This is a genomic window from Shewanella subflava (genome assembly GCF_025971955.1).
In the GTDB taxonomy this organism is placed as follows: domain Bacteria; phylum Pseudomonadota; class Gammaproteobacteria; order Enterobacterales; family Shewanellaceae; genus Shewanella; species Shewanella subflava.
This window is the reverse complement of sequence record NZ_JAPDMX010000030.1, coordinates 222,247-238,780: the sequence shown is the minus strand read 5'-3', so window position 1 is coordinate 238,780 and position 16,534 is coordinate 222,247. Positions and strand designations below refer to the sequence as shown.

Annotated in this window: 13 protein-coding genes; 8 read left to right on the top strand and 5 right to left on the bottom strand. The window is 40.4% G+C overall.

Annotated elements, in window-relative coordinates; genetic code table 11:
- Positions 1 to 202: 202 nt before the first annotated feature.
- The 3 genes from OHT75_RS15360 to OHT75_RS15350 all read left to right on the top strand — a co-directional run bounded on the left by OHT75_RS15360 (position 203) and on the right by OHT75_RS15350 (position 3,536).
- Complete coding sequence (locus OHT75_RS15360; RefSeq protein ID WP_264728199.1) at positions 203 to 697, top strand: VC2046/SO_2500 family protein; 495 nt, start codon at positions 203 to 205, stop codon at positions 695 to 697.
- Positions 698 to 833: 136 nt separating this feature from the next.
- Positions 834 to 1,121, top strand: coding sequence for a YfcZ/YiiS family protein (locus OHT75_RS15355; RefSeq protein WP_264728197.1), 288 nt, complete (start codon positions 834 to 836; stop codon positions 1,119 to 1,121).
- A 198-nt stretch (positions 1,122 to 1,319) separates the two neighbouring features.
- Entirely contained in the window at positions 1,320 to 3,536 is a 2,217-nt protein-coding gene (locus OHT75_RS15350; protein ID WP_264728195.1) for a putative bifunctional diguanylate cyclase/phosphodiesterase, read from the top strand.
- A gap of 44 nt (positions 3,537 to 3,580) precedes the next feature.
- Here OHT75_RS15350 and OHT75_RS15345 read toward each other — a convergent pair whose 3' ends face one another.
- Together OHT75_RS15345 and OHT75_RS15340 are read right to left on the bottom strand one after the other, a co-directional pair.
- Positions 3,581 to 4,081: a YchJ family protein gene (locus OHT75_RS15345; protein ID WP_406682034.1), complete on the bottom strand. Its 501-nt coding sequence runs from the start codon at positions 4,079 to 4,081 to the stop codon at positions 3,581 to 3,583.
- 5 nt (positions 4,082 to 4,086) lie between these two features.
- A complete protein-coding gene (locus OHT75_RS15340) occupies positions 4,087 to 4,662 on the bottom strand; it encodes a DUF4440 domain-containing protein (RefSeq protein WP_264728191.1) in 576 nt (191 codons plus the stop codon).
- Between the two features lie 111 nt (positions 4,663 to 4,773).
- Here OHT75_RS15340 and smrA point away from each other — a divergent pair, with 111 nt between their 5' ends.
- Positions 4,774 to 5,376 carry a DNA endonuclease SmrA gene (smrA, locus tag OHT75_RS15335; protein ID WP_264728189.1) on the top strand — a complete coding sequence of 201 codons (603 nt, stop codon included), beginning with the start codon at positions 4,774 to 4,776 and terminating at the stop codon, positions 5,374 to 5,376.
- A gap of 102 nt (positions 5,377 to 5,478) precedes the next feature.
- Here smrA and OHT75_RS15330 read toward each other — a convergent pair whose 3' ends face one another.
- Entirely contained in the window at positions 5,479 to 7,350 is a 1,872-nt protein-coding gene (locus OHT75_RS15330; protein WP_264728187.1) for a M2 family metallopeptidase, read from the bottom strand.
- A gap of 191 nt (positions 7,351 to 7,541) precedes the next feature.
- Here OHT75_RS15330 and OHT75_RS15325 point away from each other — a divergent pair, with 191 nt between their 5' ends.
- The gene (locus OHT75_RS15325; RefSeq protein WP_264728185.1) at positions 7,542 to 8,186 is read left to right on the top strand and encodes a TetR/AcrR family transcriptional regulator; all 645 of its coding nucleotides are present in this window, start codon (positions 7,542 to 7,544) and stop codon (positions 8,184 to 8,186) included.
- 18 nt (positions 8,187 to 8,204) lie between these two features.
- Complete coding sequence (locus OHT75_RS15320) at positions 8,205 to 10,481, top strand: acyl-CoA dehydrogenase (RefSeq protein ID WP_264728183.1); 2,277 nt, start codon at positions 8,205 to 8,207, stop codon at positions 10,479 to 10,481.
- A 946-nt stretch (positions 10,482 to 11,427) separates the two neighbouring features.
- Here OHT75_RS15320 and pyk read toward each other — a convergent pair.
- Both pyk and OHT75_RS15310 read right to left on the bottom strand, forming a co-directional pair.
- Positions 11,428 to 12,867: a pyruvate kinase gene (gene pyk, locus OHT75_RS15315; protein ID WP_264728180.1), complete on the bottom strand. Its 1,440-nt coding sequence runs from the start codon at positions 12,865 to 12,867 to the stop codon at positions 11,428 to 11,430.
- A gap of 308 nt (positions 12,868 to 13,175) precedes the next feature.
- Entirely contained in the window at positions 13,176 to 14,030 is an 855-nt protein-coding gene (locus OHT75_RS15310; RefSeq protein ID WP_261299246.1) for a MurR/RpiR family transcriptional regulator, read from the bottom strand.
- Between the two features lie 324 nt (positions 14,031 to 14,354).
- Here OHT75_RS15310 and zwf point away from each other — a divergent pair, with 324 nt between their 5' ends.
- Both zwf and pgl read left to right on the top strand, forming a co-directional pair.
- Complete coding sequence (gene zwf, locus OHT75_RS15305; RefSeq protein WP_264728178.1) at positions 14,355 to 15,824, top strand: glucose-6-phosphate dehydrogenase; 1,470 nt, start codon at positions 14,355 to 14,357, stop codon at positions 15,822 to 15,824.
- A gap of 10 nt (positions 15,825 to 15,834) precedes the next feature.
- On the top strand, positions 15,835 to 16,533 hold the full coding sequence (gene pgl, locus OHT75_RS15300; protein ID WP_264728176.1) for a 6-phosphogluconolactonase: 699 nt from the start codon (positions 15,835 to 15,837) through the stop codon (positions 16,531 to 16,533).
- Position 16,534: the final 1 nt, after the last annotated feature.

Here is a 16,534-nt window from a genome sequence, read left to right as displayed (position 1 = left end):
GGAGAAGGATTCGAACCTTCGAAGGCTGAGCCGTCAGATTTACAGTCTGATCCCTTTGGCCACTCGGGAACCCCTCCTCAATTGCGGCCGCCATAGTAGACAGAAACCCATTATATGTAAAGTCAAAAAATGAAAATTTTATTAAAGTTAGGGTGCGTTTGGTCGATAAAATAGCATTGAGTCGTAATAGTGTTGTTTTAATATGCAAATTGAGTCACTGCTGGTTAATGAATTACAGTTAGGCAGTCGTTTAAATGCGGCCGTTGAGCATCAGCGTCGAGGCGAGTTTGGTTTGCTGTTGGCGATGCTTTCTGCCGATAGTGCAGACATGGCACAGTTTCAAATCGATACCGATTTATCAATTGATCAAAAACTGTATAAAAAATTTGAGTTGCCACAGCCACAAGCGTTAGTTGATGATCTCTCTCAAATGTGTCAACACAACGACAATGCCGCCGTATTTCAAACCCAAGGCCTGTGCCAATTTCATCTGCAACAAAATTTAACACCAGAAGCGATCGTCATTCGTGGCAAATATCAAGACGGCATTGCTCAAGTGTTAAGTAACACGAGTGCGTTAATTAGAGCAAAATACGAAAATAACTCAATTCAACCAGATATTCCTGAAGATATGCATTTCATCGAGCAATTAGAGCGGCAACGCCAAATAAGCAACACTATGCTATTAACAGCGTAATCAATCCAATTCAGGATTGATATTTTTGTTCGAAACTTCATTGCCCTAAAGATATGTGAGCTAAGCATAAGCAATTTAAGCCAAGCTAGCTTATGATGTTTTCTTAGTTTGCTAGCAAAAAAGAGTGATAAACCAGATGGTCAACAAAATTCGTGAACAACAGCAAAATGTAAATGATACTTGCTCCGACTGCGGCAGTTTTGTGGATATAGGTACCGTAATTGATGAGCATGATACAGAGTTAACGTTAGTTTTTAATGGCGAAAATGCTAAAAATGATGCACAGAATATTGCCAATAAAGCGACTGAGCGGTTTGAACACGTCATTATCCACATGACTGATTTAGAAAATAGCATCAAGTTGACAATGACTTTTTCGGTAACAGTTGAAAAAATGTTGTTTCAACTTGAAAATAGATGCTGAATTAAGGTTACACTAATATAATTTGCGGTATAATCTAACGCAAAACAGACATATAATAACCCTAATAAAATGAAGGTTTAACGATAAGCTTTTTATTAAGCTCCCAATGGGTGCCATTGAATATCTGCAAGTTACTACTGGGTAACTAGATCAATAATTCAGCAGAGCAGCAATGCACGATGTCTTTTCGGGAAAATAATGACACAAGAACAGAACCGGCACCTGTTAGAGTTAATTGTAAACTCTAGTGCAAAACAGCAGGGGAATTTTACGAAAACCTCTGAACTGGTTAGTAGACTTTTGCAGGAACATTTTGTTGCTTCCTCTGTTTCTGTTTGGCTGTTCGACGAAAAATTTAATGGTGAACACTCAGTCACTGAAAATGATCAAACAGCATTTAATTCCTGCTCCAAAAGACTCATCGCTCATTATTGTGCCGCCGGTTTAGAAAATTCAAAGCCTACTTTTGATCCCCAAGAATCTGAAATTCAATTTAGCTTTTTTGATGAGTTACGACGTCATCGTTTTATTGCTGCCCAAACCATTACCGCCCAATCTCAGCTAATTCATTCATTTGATTATTATCAACATCATTTAATCCATAGCACCTTGAATGTAGCTATACGGATCAATGGTCATATTGAAGGTGTATTAACCATTGAGTTTAAAGATGAATTCGAATGGTTACATGATCAAGTTCAAATCGTTATTCAGTGTGCCGATCAGCTAGCGCTAACCCTTGCCACCCGTTATTCCTACGATAAGTCTGAACAAATCAATTTACTGCGTAACGCTGCCGAGCATTCAGATCATGTGGTGATGATTGTTAATCTTGATACTTTAATGGTGGAGTACGTCAATTTTGCACATCAAAAGATGACAGGGCTGTTACGTACTGATATTGAACACCATAGCGTGATGAATCTTGATATTTTTCGTAACAAACCTGACGTACTGCAATATGTACTGGATAAGTTGGCTAAGAATGAAAGTGTGGTCGGCGATATTAAGCTTAAACGCTTAGATAACCGAGAGTATTGGTTACATTACCACGTAACAGGTTTTACGACCCAATTAGGCAACAGCTATGCGTTGGTTTCTAGTTATGATATTTCCTCTGAATTTAATCACAAAGCTGAGTTAGAGCGCTTAGCATGGCACTGTAGTTTAACCGGATTACATAATCGCTCTTTTTTCACACCAATACTTGATAGGGCAACTGATGGAGTCTTATTGCTTGTCGATCTATTAGGTTTTAAACGTTTTAATGATTCCCATGGCCATGAACAAGGCGACTCTTTATTAATCGAAGTGGCGAGGCGCTTGAAACACTTTGGCGCAAACCATCAAGCAATAGATGTCGCGCGAATAGGCAGTGACGAGTTTTGTATTTTACTTCCTAAAGTGTCTGATGAAATCGCACTAGATGATTTGGTGAGTAAATTGATGGCTAACTTGTCTGCATTTGCCGTCATAAACCGTGAAAGAGTTGAGCCCAAACCTGCAATTGCAGTTGTCGACATTGCATCTGTACTTGATTATTTTCCGCCATTATCCTGTGCAGATATTGCTTTACAATACGCCAAGAGAAAATCACTAGAACACTATCAATTTTTCAACCAGGATTTACTGGCACAATTTAAAAATAACGCTGCAATTGAAAAAGACCTGCAGTATGCCATCAAAGGTCGTCAATTTGAGTTGTATTATCAACCATTAATGGATCTCCAAAATCATCGTTATATTGGCGCCGAAGCGTTAATTAGATGGAACCATCCTAAAAAAGGGGTGCTTTATCCAGGTGCATTCATTGATATTGCAGAACAATCAGGCATGATTAATGCGTTAGGTGCCTGGGTGCTTGAAAACGCTTGTAAACAACTTAACCTATGGCAGCATAAAAATGTTGATATCACAATGCATGTTAACGTTGCTGCAAGGCAATTTTTCAGCGGCGATCTTTTTGAGCAAGTATGGGATTTGTTGAACCGCTATCGTATTAAACCCAAAAGTTTAATTCTTGAAATTACTGAAACTGAATTAATGGGCGATATTCGATATGCCAGCAATCTATGCCAGGAATTAGCTGATTTGGGGGTTGGTATTGCAATTGATGATTTCGGAACAGGCTACAGTTCAATGAAATACCTGAAACAGTTCCCAATTACCAAACTTAAAATCGATCGATCGTTTATCATGGATATCTCATCTAGCAAACAAAGCCGTGAAATTGTCAGTGCAATTATCGCTATGGCCAAAGCATTGAATATCTCAATTACTGCAGAAGGCGTAGAAACAATGGAACAAGAAGTCTTTCTTGAGCAAATATCTTGCGAGCATGCGCAGGGATTCTTATACAGCCCTGCAATTCGGGTTAATGATTTCAACAACTTAATTTTGACTAAACTGCAATAATGAGTTTGATTTAAGCCGCTAATTTAGCTTGCTAATTTTTACTTTTATCTACTGCAGCACTGCTTAAACTTTTTACCGCTATGACAAACACAAGCGTCATTACGCTTAGGTAAAGCCGCTTCCATTTGAACCCCTTGGGTGTAAAACCACTGACCATGTTGTTGTACAAAATGAGAACGTTCAAAAATGGCATCCACACTTTTATCGTGCTTATACCAGGCTTTAAAGGTTACAAAGGCTTGTGGGCTATCAATTAAATCTGCCACAAAATCTGAGTGGTGTTGCTCAATCAATCCATGTTCTAATACAGTTAACCCTAACCACTGCGTATCACCTTGTGCAAGTTGTTCTGCCGTTAAGCCATTGAGATAGGTTGGATGGTGTGTTTGAATGAGATATTCAAATGCATTAACCACAAAAGCACAATAACGTGAACGCATCAATTGCTCAGCGCTGTCGGCTTGTTGGGTGTTGGTGTGAAGCCCATAGCAACAATCTTGGTAAGCTAATTTACTGTTACAGGGACACAGGTTGGGTTGTGACAATACTTTCATTCTGATTGTGGTGAAATCTGTTGTATAAATTGGCGACCATAATACCAATTTGGCATCGGCTTGGCGCTATAATAAAACTCGGGTTTAGAGCGGGTGTTAGCATCGATACTGATTTTCCATTCACCCGTTGAGGTTCGTGTTGACACAGTAACAAACTTTCCAGCAAATTCACTTACTGGTTCGCCTGACTCTTCACCAGGGTGGAATTTTACCAAGTAATAACCCACATCAGTTGATTGGTTATCAGACAACTGTCTCATTACTACTCGAAAATCAATTTCAATTTTAGCTTGTTTATGACGGATTTTATTGAAGAATTTCTGGTATAAATCGATAATATTTCGGCGACCAATAACAATATCTTTGTCTTGTGTCTCAGAAATATACACAGCATCATCAAGATAAATGTGATTAACAATATCCATATTGAGCTGTTGAAACCCTTGCGAAATAAACTGGTAATTTTGATTGAGTTTGTCATTGTCCACTTGAGTGCTGCTGTAACAAGGCAAGGCAGTTGCTAAGATCAGCACGCCTAATAATGGGATAAATGACAATTTAAAAAAATTCATTAAAGCGATTTTCTCGTTAGGTTGATCTGTTTTACTGCATTGCGTGTACTATAAATTATTATGTCGGATCGCAATAGAACATAATCATTACAAATTGTGTAGGAGGTGATTTTGGAACGACTCGATGATGACCTGTTATTTTCTCAAGAAATGGCAGATGTTAAGCCTTTAAAAGAAAACCAAAAAACACAATCTAATGGTTTAACAGCACAAATTACACCCACGTTTGGACAATTAGTTAAACAAGCTGCATTAAATGAACATGAACTACTTGCCATGTTACCCATAGCACCTTTTCAGTTTAAAACTGTGTCACCGGATGAGGTGGTCGAGCATAGGCACGATGGCATGCAAGAAGCGGTTTACAAAAGGTTGAGGCAGGGAAAATATGACTTCAAAACAATATTAGATTTGCATTCATACAGTTTACAGCAAGCAAGGGGCAGTTTAGTGAACTGCATATTTGCAGCAATCGAACGGGGTGAGCGTAATATTTTAGTGATTCATGGTAAGGGTTATCACAGCAAACCCTATCCTGGGTTAATGAAAAGTGCCGTTTGTCATTGGCTGTCGGTTATTGAACAGGTGGCCGCTTTCCATAGCGCAACACGCGAGCAGGGCGGTTCTGGTGCGTTATTTGTTCTACTTAAAAAATCATCACAACAAAGAATTGAAAACAGTGAGTTAAACAGAAAGGGGGGAGGTTTTAGGTAAATAAAAACGCCAAATAATATTGGCGTTTTTATGACAAAGTTTAATTGTTATTTAATCAAAGCATACAAGTTCAAAGCATATAAATTGATTAATATTAAGTCGTTACCAACCACATTGGCGGCTTGCTTGTGAATTTTGTTCATCCAACCAAACCTGCAACGGAGCAAAATAATCAAGTACCGCTTTTGCATCCATTTGCTTAGTACCAGTAACAACATTTAATGCTTCTGGCCATGGTTGACTTGCACCCATTTCAAGCATTTCATTTAATTTTGCACCAGCTTCTTTATTGCCATATATACTGCAGCGATGTACAGGGCCTTTATCGCCAGCGATATCACATAAGGCTTTATGGAATTGGAACTGTAATACGTGCGCAAGGAAGTAACGTGTATAAGGAACATTGCCTGGTACGTGATATTTGGCGCCAGGGTCAAAATCCATTTCAGTGCGTGCTATTGGTGCTTTGACACCTTGATATTTTTCACGCAATTCCCACCATGCTTGATTGTACTGTTCAGGCTTAATTGTGCCGTTAAACACCTGCCAGCGCCATTGATCAATCATTAAACTAAAGGGCATAAAGGCAATTTTATCTAATGCTTGCTTAAGCAATAAACCAATATCTTTATCGGCATCTGGAACTGTGTCAAGTAAGCCAATTTGTTGCAGATATTTAGGCGTGATAGACAAGGCTATCGTGTCTCCAATCGCTTCATGGAAACCATCATTAGCTGAGTTTTTGAAGATAAAGGGTTGGTTTTTATAAGCGCGCTGATAAAAATTATGCCCAAGCTCATGGTGGATAACAGTAAAATCTTCAGATGTTTTTTGAATACACATCTTAATGCGAATATCATCAAGGTTATCTAAATCCCATGCAGAAGCATGGCAAACAACGTCACGGTCCTGTGGTTGAACAAACATCGAACGAGACCAAAATGAATCGGGTAATTTGTCAAACCCTAGTGAAGTAAAGAAACCTTCAGCCTGTTTGACCATTTTGATTTCATCATAATTGTTTGCGGCCAAGAGGGCGGTGACATTGTAACCTGGATCGGCGTTGTCCGGAGCAACAGTGTTGTAGATAGTGCCCCATTGCTGTGCCCACATATTACCAAGAAGATGTGCGGGAATAGAGCCAGTTTTAGGGGCGACATCATCACCGTATTTTTCATTTAACTCGCCGCGAACATAACAGTGCAAAGAATCATATAACGGCTTAATTTGTCCCCAAAGACGGTCTAATTCAGCGGAAAAATCATCAGGCTTCATGTCATATTGACTACGCCACAACTCAGATAAATCCTGATAACCTAAATCGCGCGCACCTTCATTGGCCAATTCTACCTCACGTTGAAACAACGGGCGCATTGGTTTAGCTATTTCACGCCAACCTTGCCAAGCTTCTAAAAGCACAGCAGGATCACTCGATTCAGCCATCAAATTAGACAACTCAGGTTGAGTTAAACATTTACCGTCGGCAAAACAATATTTCCCTTTGCCATATAGGCCATTAAGTTCAGAACTGATTTTAGCCAGCTCAGCATTCTTTTCTGGGTCTAAGGGGGCGGGTAACACTAAACTGCTACGTAAACTGTTTAGCTTACGCGCGTTAATGGGGTCTAACTCTACATTGGCATATTTGGCGGCTTCATTGGCATAGCGGACTGATGTCGCGATAACCTTTTCACCCATAGTGGCAGAGAGCGCCGCTGTGTCTTCAGTAATGAAGTTAGAGTAAATCCATTCAGCACGATTTGCTTCTATTGATAGCTTGGCTAAATCGGCTTCGGCCTGGTTAATAAATGCAATCGCTGAGTTTGCATCTATCGTGTTAGCCTGTTGAGTGACAGCTTTATTTTGCGAGGCATTGTTTGGGCTGACTTTATCAGTTTCTCCACAGGCAGAAGTCCCCAACACCATGGCAATAAGTAATGCAGTTTTAGACGGTCGTTTTAAAGGCAAATTCATTTTATTTTTCCTTATTGTTATTCATCCTATAGTGTACCGAAATTTTTTGCATATTGCATACAAGTTAAAACTGTTAACCTATTGCTAAGTTTTGTGGGTGTTTTGCTAAGTAAATAAGCTAAATTTAAATTGACATCTGTTCGCCCAATGATTAATTTAAACAGGTGTTTTAATTAAGAGCGAGTTAGAGGATGGCAGGTCGTACTGATACGAAAACAAGAATTCTAGACGCAGCAGAGAAACTGTTTGCGGAGCGAGGATTTTCAGAAACGTCTTTGCGTTTAATCACCAGTAAAGCCGAAGTGAACTTAGCATCGGTTAATTATCATTTTGGCTCGAAAAAAGAATTAATTCGGGCAGTGTTAGCCCGATATCTTGATGTGTTTATGCCAACGGCTGCGACTGAGATAAAAAGACTACACTTAGCGCCTGAACATGCATCACTAAATGAAATATTTTCAGCGTTAATAAAACCGTTATTAGATCTAAATAAAGTGCGCAATGGTGGCACGATCATATTTCTACAGTTGTTAGGTCGTGGTTACATTGAGAGTCAAGGTCACTTACGTTGGTTTATCACCACCCATTATGGCCAACATTTAAGTACATTTGTGCAAGCGGTGTCGGCAAGTGCACCTCATATACCACCGGCTGAAATGTTTTGGCGTTTGCATTTTACCCTTGGCACCATTGTATTCACTATGGCGTCAGCCGATGCATTAAATGAAATTGCCGCTTCAGATTATGGTGAACACAATAATACTGAAGCCATTATACGCAAAGTAATTCCCTACATGGCAGCGGGTGTTGCTGTGCCAGTTACATCTAACGAGTAAAACTTAAGAAGGTTAAAAATGAGTATTCTTATATTACTGATTATTGCTGTTGCAGTGCTCTTTGGCGTGCGCAGTGTCAGAATGCAAGTGATCACACGTCCCGCATTTGCGTTTTTCAAAAAAGTTCTGCCGCCACTATCGAGCACCGAAAAAGAAGCGATGGAAGCGGGCGATGTATGGTGGGAAGGCGAGTTATTCCGTGGTAAACCCGATTGGAATAAACTGCATAGTTACACTAAACCTACTTTAACGCCTGACGAACAGAGCTTCCTAGACAATCAAGTTCAAACAGCGTTAACAATGATCGATGATTTTGACATTGTTCATAACCGTAAAGATTTACCGCCTGAATTGTGGGAATACTTCAAAAAAGAAGGCTTCTTTGCGCTAATTATTCCTAAAAAATACGGTGGACGCGAGTTTTCAGCCTATGCTAACTCGACTATCGTCGCCAAAATCGCCACACGCAGCGTGAGTGCTGCTGTGACTGTGATGGTGCCTAACTCTTTAGGTCCAGGTGAGTTATTGACACACTATGGTACGCAAGAGCAAAAAGATCGCTGGTTACCAGCCTTAGCTGTGGGTAAAGAACTGCCTTGTTTTGCGCTAACGGGACCTGAAGCAGGCTCTGATGCGGGTGCAATCCCTGATATCGGTGTTGTTTGTCGTCAAGAATTTGAAGGCGAAGAAACCCTAGGTATTAGCTTAACATGGGACAAACGTTACATTACCTTGGCACCGGTTGCCACGGTACTGGGCTTAGCGTTCCAAATGCGCGATCCTGATAAGCTATTAGGCGATAAGAAAAACCTAGGTATTACCTGTGCCTTGATCCCAACAAATCATACTGGTGTTGAAATCGGTCGTCGTCATAACCCATTAATGATGGCGTTTATGAATGGTACAACCAGCGGTAAAGATGTGTTTATTCCATTAGATTGGATCATTGGTGGTCCACAATATGCGGGTAAAGGCTGGAGAATGTTAGTCGAGTGTCTATCAGCAGGGCGTGGTATTTCATTACCTGCACTTGCAACAGCATCTGGCCATGTTACCACCAAAACAACAACCGCCTACAGTTATGTTCGTCAGCAGTTTGGTATGCCAATTGGCAACTTTGAAGGTGTTCAAGAAGCGCTGGCGCGTATCATTGCTAATACCTACCAATTAGAAGCTGCGCGTCGTCTAACAACAACGGGTATTGATGCTAATGTGAAACCTTCGGTGGTCACGGCTATTGCTAAGTACCACATGACTGAGTTAGGTCGTGATGTATTAGAAGATGCGATGGATATTCAATCAGGTAAAGGGATTCAGTTAGGGCCTAAAAACTATTTAGGCCACGCATTTATGGCTAACCCAATTTCAATTACCGTTGAAGGTGCAAACATTTTAACCCGTTCATTGATGATTTTTGGTCAAGGTGCGACTCGTTGTCATCCTTATGTGCTTGCTGAAATGGAAGCGGCGGGAATGGAAGATGAAACTGCCGCAGTAGATCGTTTTGACCAGCTATTATTGGGTCATATTGGTTATGCTACCCGTAATGCGTTAAGTTCATTCGCAAACGCACTAACAGGCAGCCGTTTGTCATCATCTCCTGTTAGTGGTCCAACCCAAAAGTACTACCGAGATATGAATCGTATTTCGTCTTCATTGGCGATTATGACCGACTTATCTATGCTAATTATGGGGGGTGATCTTAAACGTAAAGAAATGATTTCAGCCAGAATGGGTGATGTGTTAAGTCAATTGTATCTAGCATCAGCAACATTGAAATTCTATGAAGACAATGGCCGTCAGCATGATGATTTACCTAGTGTGCACTATGTGATGACTGAACGTCTTCACCTAGCAGCTAAAGCACTCGAAGATGCCATCCGTAATTTCCCAAGCAAAATTGCTGGCGTATTATTGAAAGTATTAATCTTCCCATTAGGTAACCACTTTACCGCACCAAGCGATAAAGCGGCAGTTGAATTGGTAAAAGCGATGCTTAAACCGAGCGCTGCCCGTGACCGTATTACTTTCTTGTGTGGTGAGTTTGAGGGCGACACAGGTGGTATAGCGGAAGTTGAAGATGCATTCCTTGCTAAATATGCTGCAAGAGATTTGTATAAAAAACTGAAAAAAGCACAGCGCAGTGGTCACATTAAATCAAAACTACCAATGCTTGAGTTGTTTGAAGTGGCCTTAGAAAAGGACATTATTACTGATGCAGAATATCAACAATTATTAGAAGCAGATAAGAAGCGATTAGCGGCTATCAACGTTAATGATTTTGACAAGCTCTAACTGACTCAGTTAAACAATTAGTTTATTTATCAAATGTAAAAACGCTGACATAGTTTGCACTAGTTCAGCGTTTTTTATTGCCTGTTAAAAAGTGCCTTCTGCTATAATTCAGCTCGATTTCACATTTGCCCCTATACCAATAGGGGCAAATGTGAAAGAGTTTGCTAGTACAAGTACACCTTTACAGATCTGCTTCGGGACGATTTATGCCGTTTATGGCCGCTTAACCAAAACGTCCTGTTTTCAATATCCTCAGCCGTATCTTCATCGGAAAATTTATCCCTTCAATTTAGCTTTATTTGAACCCCAAATGAAAAGCAACAGTGATACTTTGAATTAAATTTTGATGTTTTTTCTATTGGTTACAAACAAGGTTAAATTGAAGGGGCTAAAATTTCAGGGACCTTTGATATATATAAAGAGTGCAGCGTGTCAAGGTCGTGCTTGCACATAGGCCTGCCGCAGGCAATTGATTAGATTGAGGCTGTGTCTTCAATGCAGAGATAAACGAATTAGACTTGGGTTGCTCGTAGAGGGTGTAATACAATTTTGTCCAAAATTGAGATTGAAATGCATGATCCCAAGTTGAAATTCCTCATAGTAAAGAATCCACTTTCTGAAGCAGGTGGCTTTGATATCACTGCCTAAAAGGCCGCGTTCCTACCGTGCGTGACAAGACGCCGTAAATATATCCCTATAGGCTCTACTAAATCATCCCTGATTTAGAAACTTGTATCGCACCATTAGCAAAGCTCACGTACCACTTAAGTTAATCAACTATTGAACGTACTTCAGGGAGCCTAATGGATGATAACCCCATACTGAAGTAGGTGGTTTAGGGCAGAAAACAAAAAACGCCAATCATATGATTGGCGTTTGGTATTGAGACAAGTACCTAAACTAAGTGTCTAAATGTTGTTGCTAATCATTTAAGCAACAAAATCACTTAAGCAACAACCAGTACTTTACAGGTATTGGTGCCACCGACGGTCTCCATTGCGTCGCCTTTAGTCATTAGTACCATGTCGCCGCTGCTTAAGTAGCCGGCAGCAACCATAGTGTTTAATGCTTCACGTGCTAACTCATCAGCACCATAGGCTGTTGAGTCAAAAAACATAGGTTGTACACCACGGTATAATGCCATTTTCGCCAGTGTTTTCTGATGACGTGAAAGGGCAAAAATCGGTAATGAAGAACTAATACGAGACATGAGTTTCGCCGTTGCACCCGATTCGGTTAACGAAATGATGGCTTTTACACCTTCAAGGTGGTTTGCTGCATACATAGTCGATAGGGCAATGGTTTCTTCAATCGAAGTGAAGCTTTGCTCTAAACGATGCTTAGACACTTTCACGCTTGGGTGTGATTCAGCACCAACACACACATTTGCCATGGCTTTTACGGTTTCTTCAGGGAAGTCACCTGCAGCGGTTTCGGCAGATAACATTACCGCATCAGTACCGTCTAATACTGCGTTAGCCACGTCCATCACTTCAGCGCGCGTTGGCATTGGGCTTGAAATCATTGATTCCATCATTTGCGTCGCTGTAATAACCGCTTTGTTCAATTGACGTGAACGTTGAATTAAACGTTTTTGAACCGCAACCAATGCGGCATCACCAATTTCAACCCCTAAGTCACCACGGGCAACCATCACCACATCAGATGCTCTAATCACATCATCCATGGCTTCATCAGTGGCAACCGCTTCAGCACGTTCAACTTTTGCAACGATAAGGGCATTGCTACCAGCTTCTACCGCTAATTTACGTGCTAGGTCTAAATCAGCACCAGTACGTGGGAAGGATACCGCTAAATAATCAACATCAATTAATGCAGCTGTTTTAATGTCAGCCATATCTTTTTCAGTTAATGCTGGAGCGGTTAAGCCACCACCTTGCTTGTTGATGCCTTTGTTGTTTGATAAAGGGCCGGCAACCGTCACACTGGTAAATACCTTGTTACCTTCAACACTGTCTACACGTAATTGCACACGACCGTCATCTAGCATCAAAATATCGCCAATCACGACATCTCTTGGTAATTCTTTGTAATCAATTCCCACTTGCTGTTGATTGCCTTCACCTTTTGCTAAATCAGCATCAAGAATGAATTTATCACCCAAAGAAAGCTTAATTTTCATGTTGTCTTTAAATGTAGACACACGAATTTTGGGACCTTGTAAGTCGCCTAAGATAGCAACATGTTTGCCTAACTCTTTAGCAATTGCGCGCACTTCGTTAGCACGTTTCAAATGGTCTTCTGGTGAACCATGGGAGAAATTCATACGAACAACATTTGCACCGGCTTTGATAATTTTACGTAAATTATCATCGCGGTCAGTTGCTGGGCCTAAAGTGGTTACGATTTTAGTTCTGCGGAACATAACATACTCCGTTAAATTTAAAGGAAAGATTAAAATTGAATAAAATTGGCTATTAAAAGTACGCTTTGATTCTGGTACTAAAAATGATGGATATATAGTAGCAGAGATTTATTTCAAATGTAGTAAAGTTACAAACAAAAAGTCAGTATTTAATGTGTATATTTTGTGACAGAGAAAAGGTTTTTCATAAAAAAAGGCTAAAACACCTTAGTGCTCAGCCTTTCATTTGAACTATTTACCTACGACTTTGCTAACGTCATAAAGAAAATTTTGTTGTAATTGACAATCAAAACATGAATATTTGCTGATTAAATCGTCAAATCTTTGTTTACGCGTGACTCTTTTAGTACTTCTTTAACGCGTTTTAGATTGTCTCTAAAGCGTGGGCCGCGGCGCAGTGTAAAGCCTGTGGCCAGTACGTCTATGGTAACTAGCTGTGCTAAACGTGATGCCATAGGTAGATAGAGGTCGGTATCTTCTGGTACTTCCATGGTGACAGGTAAAGTACACTCAAGTGATAAGGGGGAGTTACGAGCGGTAATACCGATCACCGCAGCACCATTTTCGCGGGCGATTCGTGCGATTTCAATTAACGATTTTGTTCTGCCAGTGTGCGAAATCAATACCACAACATCACCTTCGTTTGAGTTAATGCAGCTCATACGCTGCATGAGTACATCATCAAAACAAATAACAGGCACGTTAAAACGAAAGAATTTATTTTGCGCATCATGGGCGACAGAAGATGAAGCACCTAAGCCAAAAAACGAAATTGTTTTGGCTTGAGTTAAGATATCAACCGCTTTATTTACCGCGGCGATATCGAGGCTTTGACGCGCTGTATCAAGCGATGCCATTGAAGATTCGAAGATTTTTGTGGTGTAAGACTCAGGGCTATCATCTTCTTCAACATGACGGCTAACATAAGGTGTGCCATTCGCAAGACTTTGTGCCAAATGTAACTTAAAATCAGGGAAGCCTTTTGTGTCTAAACGACGACAAAAACGGTTTACTGTCGGTTCACTGACATCGGCCATTTTGGCCAATGTGGCAATACTCGAGTGAATGGCTGTTTGCGGCGAGGCTAAAATAACTTCGGCTACTTTACGTTCAGACTTACTAAATTTTGCCAGGTTGTTTTGAACCTTTTCAAGTGTATTCATAATCATGCATCCGCAAATATTGGGTAGTGTAATTTTATATCAGAAGTCAGTGTTATCGAGGGAATTAAGTAGTTTTTATACCTTCTGAAAGTCAACTGTAGTAAATTTTCAATTGTTCTTTCAACTGTGAAACTTCTGTTACTGTCTATGAGTGTTGAAAATCATAGCAGATAACGTACCAAAATGACTATATGCTAAACAAGAGATTAATTTCAAAATATTGATGCATATTTTAAATTCTGTTGTTATATTACAACAAAAGTGTGTTTTTATTCATCGTTTAAGACGATATGAGCACAAGATAATAAAGGAGAGCTTTCAGCAATGGGCAAATCATCAGGTGCAAAGGCGTGTGATTTTGTGTTGTTCGGTACCAAAGGGGACCTTGCAAGACGTAAACTTTTACCTTCACTCTACCAATTAGATAAAGCAGAGTTATTGGATAAGGACACCAAAGTGATTGGTGTTGCAAAAGATGCCTTTACTCAACAAGAGTTCATTGAACTTGTTAGCAAGGCATTAAACACATTTGTGAAGGATGAAATTTGTCCAACAACACTTGAGCGTTTCCTCGCCCGTTGTCATTATATCGGCACAGATTTTACTCAGCCAGAAGGCTACCAAGCTTTCCATGATTTATTAGAGCCGAAAAAGCGTGTGATGGTTAATTATTTCGCTACGCCTCCTTCTATCTTCGGTGCTATCTGTCGTTGTCTTAATGCACAAAAACTGATCCATCCTGATACCCGCGTTGTACTCGAAAAGCCGATTGGTACTGATTTAGAATCTTCCCATGTGATCAACGACCAAGTTGCAGAGTTCTTTAATGAGAACCAGGTTTATCGTATTGACCATTATTTAGGTAAAGAAACAGTCCAAAACCTAATTGCACTGCGTTTTGCTAACTCATTATTCGCCTCTAAATGGGATAACCGTACCATTGATCATGTACAGATCACGGTGGCAGAAGAAGTGGGTATTGAAGGGCGTTGGGGCTACTTTGATGGCGCAGGTCAAATGCGTGACATGATCCAAAACCACTTATTACAGGTGCTTAGCTTAGTTGCTATGGATCCTCCCGTAACGCTTGATGCTGATAATATTCGTGATGAAAAAGTAAAAGTGCTGAAATCACTGCGTCCAATCAATCAAGATAACGTTTATGAAAATACCGTTCGTGGCCAATACAGTGCAGGTTTCTTAAAAGGCTCGCCTGTTCCAGGTTACCTTGAAGAAGACGGTGCAAACCTCAAATCACATACTGAAACCTTTGTGGCACTGCGTGTTGATATTGATAACTGGCGTTGGGCAGGCGTGCCGTTTTATTTGCGAAGTGGCAAACGTATGCCATTCAAGAGCAGTGAAATTGTGGTCTACTTTAAAAACCCACCACACAATTTATATCGTTCCAGTTACCGTAATTTGCCGCCAAACAAGTTGACTATTCGTCTACAACCCCATGAAGGTGTTGAAATTCAGATGATGAATAAAGTTCCTGGTCTTGAGCAAAAACAACGCCTACAAACCACTAAACTGGATTTAAGTTTCTCAGACACGTTCAAAAATGAGCGAATTGCTGATGCATATGAGCGTTTATTACTTGAAGCTATGTTAGGTAATCAAGCACTGTTTGTTCGCCGTGATGAAGTTGAACAAGCATGGAAATGGGTTGACGGGATCATTCAAGCTTGGGAACAAAGTGGCGAGCGTCCAAAATCTTATCCAGCAGGTACCTGGGGCCCAGTAGCGTCAGTGGCATTAATTACTAAAGACGGCCGCTCTTGGGATGAATAAGGAAACCAATATGATTAAAGAAACGGTATTTAAATCATTTGATTCGCCAGCCAGTCTTGAATCGACTTTAGCCGATAAGATTGCTAATCAATTACAAGATGCGATTGATTGTCGCGGTAAAGCAAGCTTGGTTGTTTCAGGCGGCTCTACACCGTTGAAATTATTTCAATTGCTTAGCCAAAAATCATTAGAGTGGAGTGAAGTATATATCACACTAGCCGATGAACGCTGGGTTGAAGCTGATGAAAAAGATTCAAATGAAAGGTTAGTTAGGGAGCATCTTCTACAAAATCGTGCGACTAACGCTAAGTTTCGCGGTTTAAAAAATATGTTTGCAACTCCCGAAGCGGGAGCTGCAATGGCAGGTGAATCTCTTGCTAATTTCCCTCGTCCTTTTGATGTGGTGGTATTGGGCATGGGCACCGATGGACATACCTGTTCATGGTTTCCTTGTAGCAAAGAATTAGATCATGCGTTAACCACTCAAGATACGTGTGCAGCAGTCAATCCGACAACTGCACCTCATGCCAGAATCACATTATCAAAAGATGCCATTTTAAATAGCCGTCAAATTTATTTGCACCTTGTCGGTGAAGCAAAATTAACCGTTTATCATCAAGCATTAGAAAATGATGACGTCACAAAAATGCCTATCAGAGCAGTATTAGCGCAGCATAAAACGCCCGTTGATGTGTTCTACAGCGCATAAA

What these genes read in the sequence shown, in the direction of transcription:
- OHT75_RS15360 (WP_264728199.1), top strand. Translation starts at nt 203, where the DNA reads ATGCAAATTGAGTCACTGCTGGTTAATGAATTACAGTTAGGCAGTCGT.
- OHT75_RS15355 (WP_264728197.1), top strand. Translation starts at nt 834, where the DNA reads ATGGTCAACAAAATTCGTGAACAACAGCAAAATGTAAATGATACTTGC.
- OHT75_RS15350 (WP_264728195.1), top strand. Translation starts at nt 1,320, where the DNA reads ATGACACAAGAACAGAACCGGCACCTGTTAGAGTTAATTGTAAACTCT.
- OHT75_RS15340 (WP_264728191.1), bottom strand. Translation starts at nt 4,662, where the DNA reads ATGAATTTTTTTAAATTGTCATTTATCCCATTATTAGGCGTGCTGATC.
- OHT75_RS15330 (WP_264728187.1), bottom strand. Translation starts at nt 7,350, where the DNA reads ATGAATTTGCCTTTAAAACGACCGTCTAAAACTGCATTACTTATTGCC.
- OHT75_RS15325 (WP_264728185.1), top strand. Translation starts at nt 7,542, where the DNA reads ATGGCAGGTCGTACTGATACGAAAACAAGAATTCTAGACGCAGCAGAG.
- OHT75_RS15320 (WP_264728183.1), top strand. Translation starts at nt 8,205, where the DNA reads ATGAGTATTCTTATATTACTGATTATTGCTGTTGCAGTGCTCTTTGGC.
- pyk (WP_264728180.1), bottom strand. Translation starts at nt 12,867, where the DNA reads ATGTTCCGCAGAACTAAAATCGTAACCACTTTAGGCCCAGCAACTGAC.
- OHT75_RS15310 (WP_261299246.1), bottom strand. Translation starts at nt 14,030, where the DNA reads ATGAATACACTTGAAAAGGTTCAAAACAACCTGGCAAAATTTAGTAAG.
- zwf (WP_264728178.1), top strand. Translation starts at nt 14,355, where the DNA reads ATGGGCAAATCATCAGGTGCAAAGGCGTGTGATTTTGTGTTGTTCGGT.
- pgl (WP_264728176.1), top strand. Translation starts at nt 15,835, where the DNA reads ATGATTAAAGAAACGGTATTTAAATCATTTGATTCGCCAGCCAGTCTT.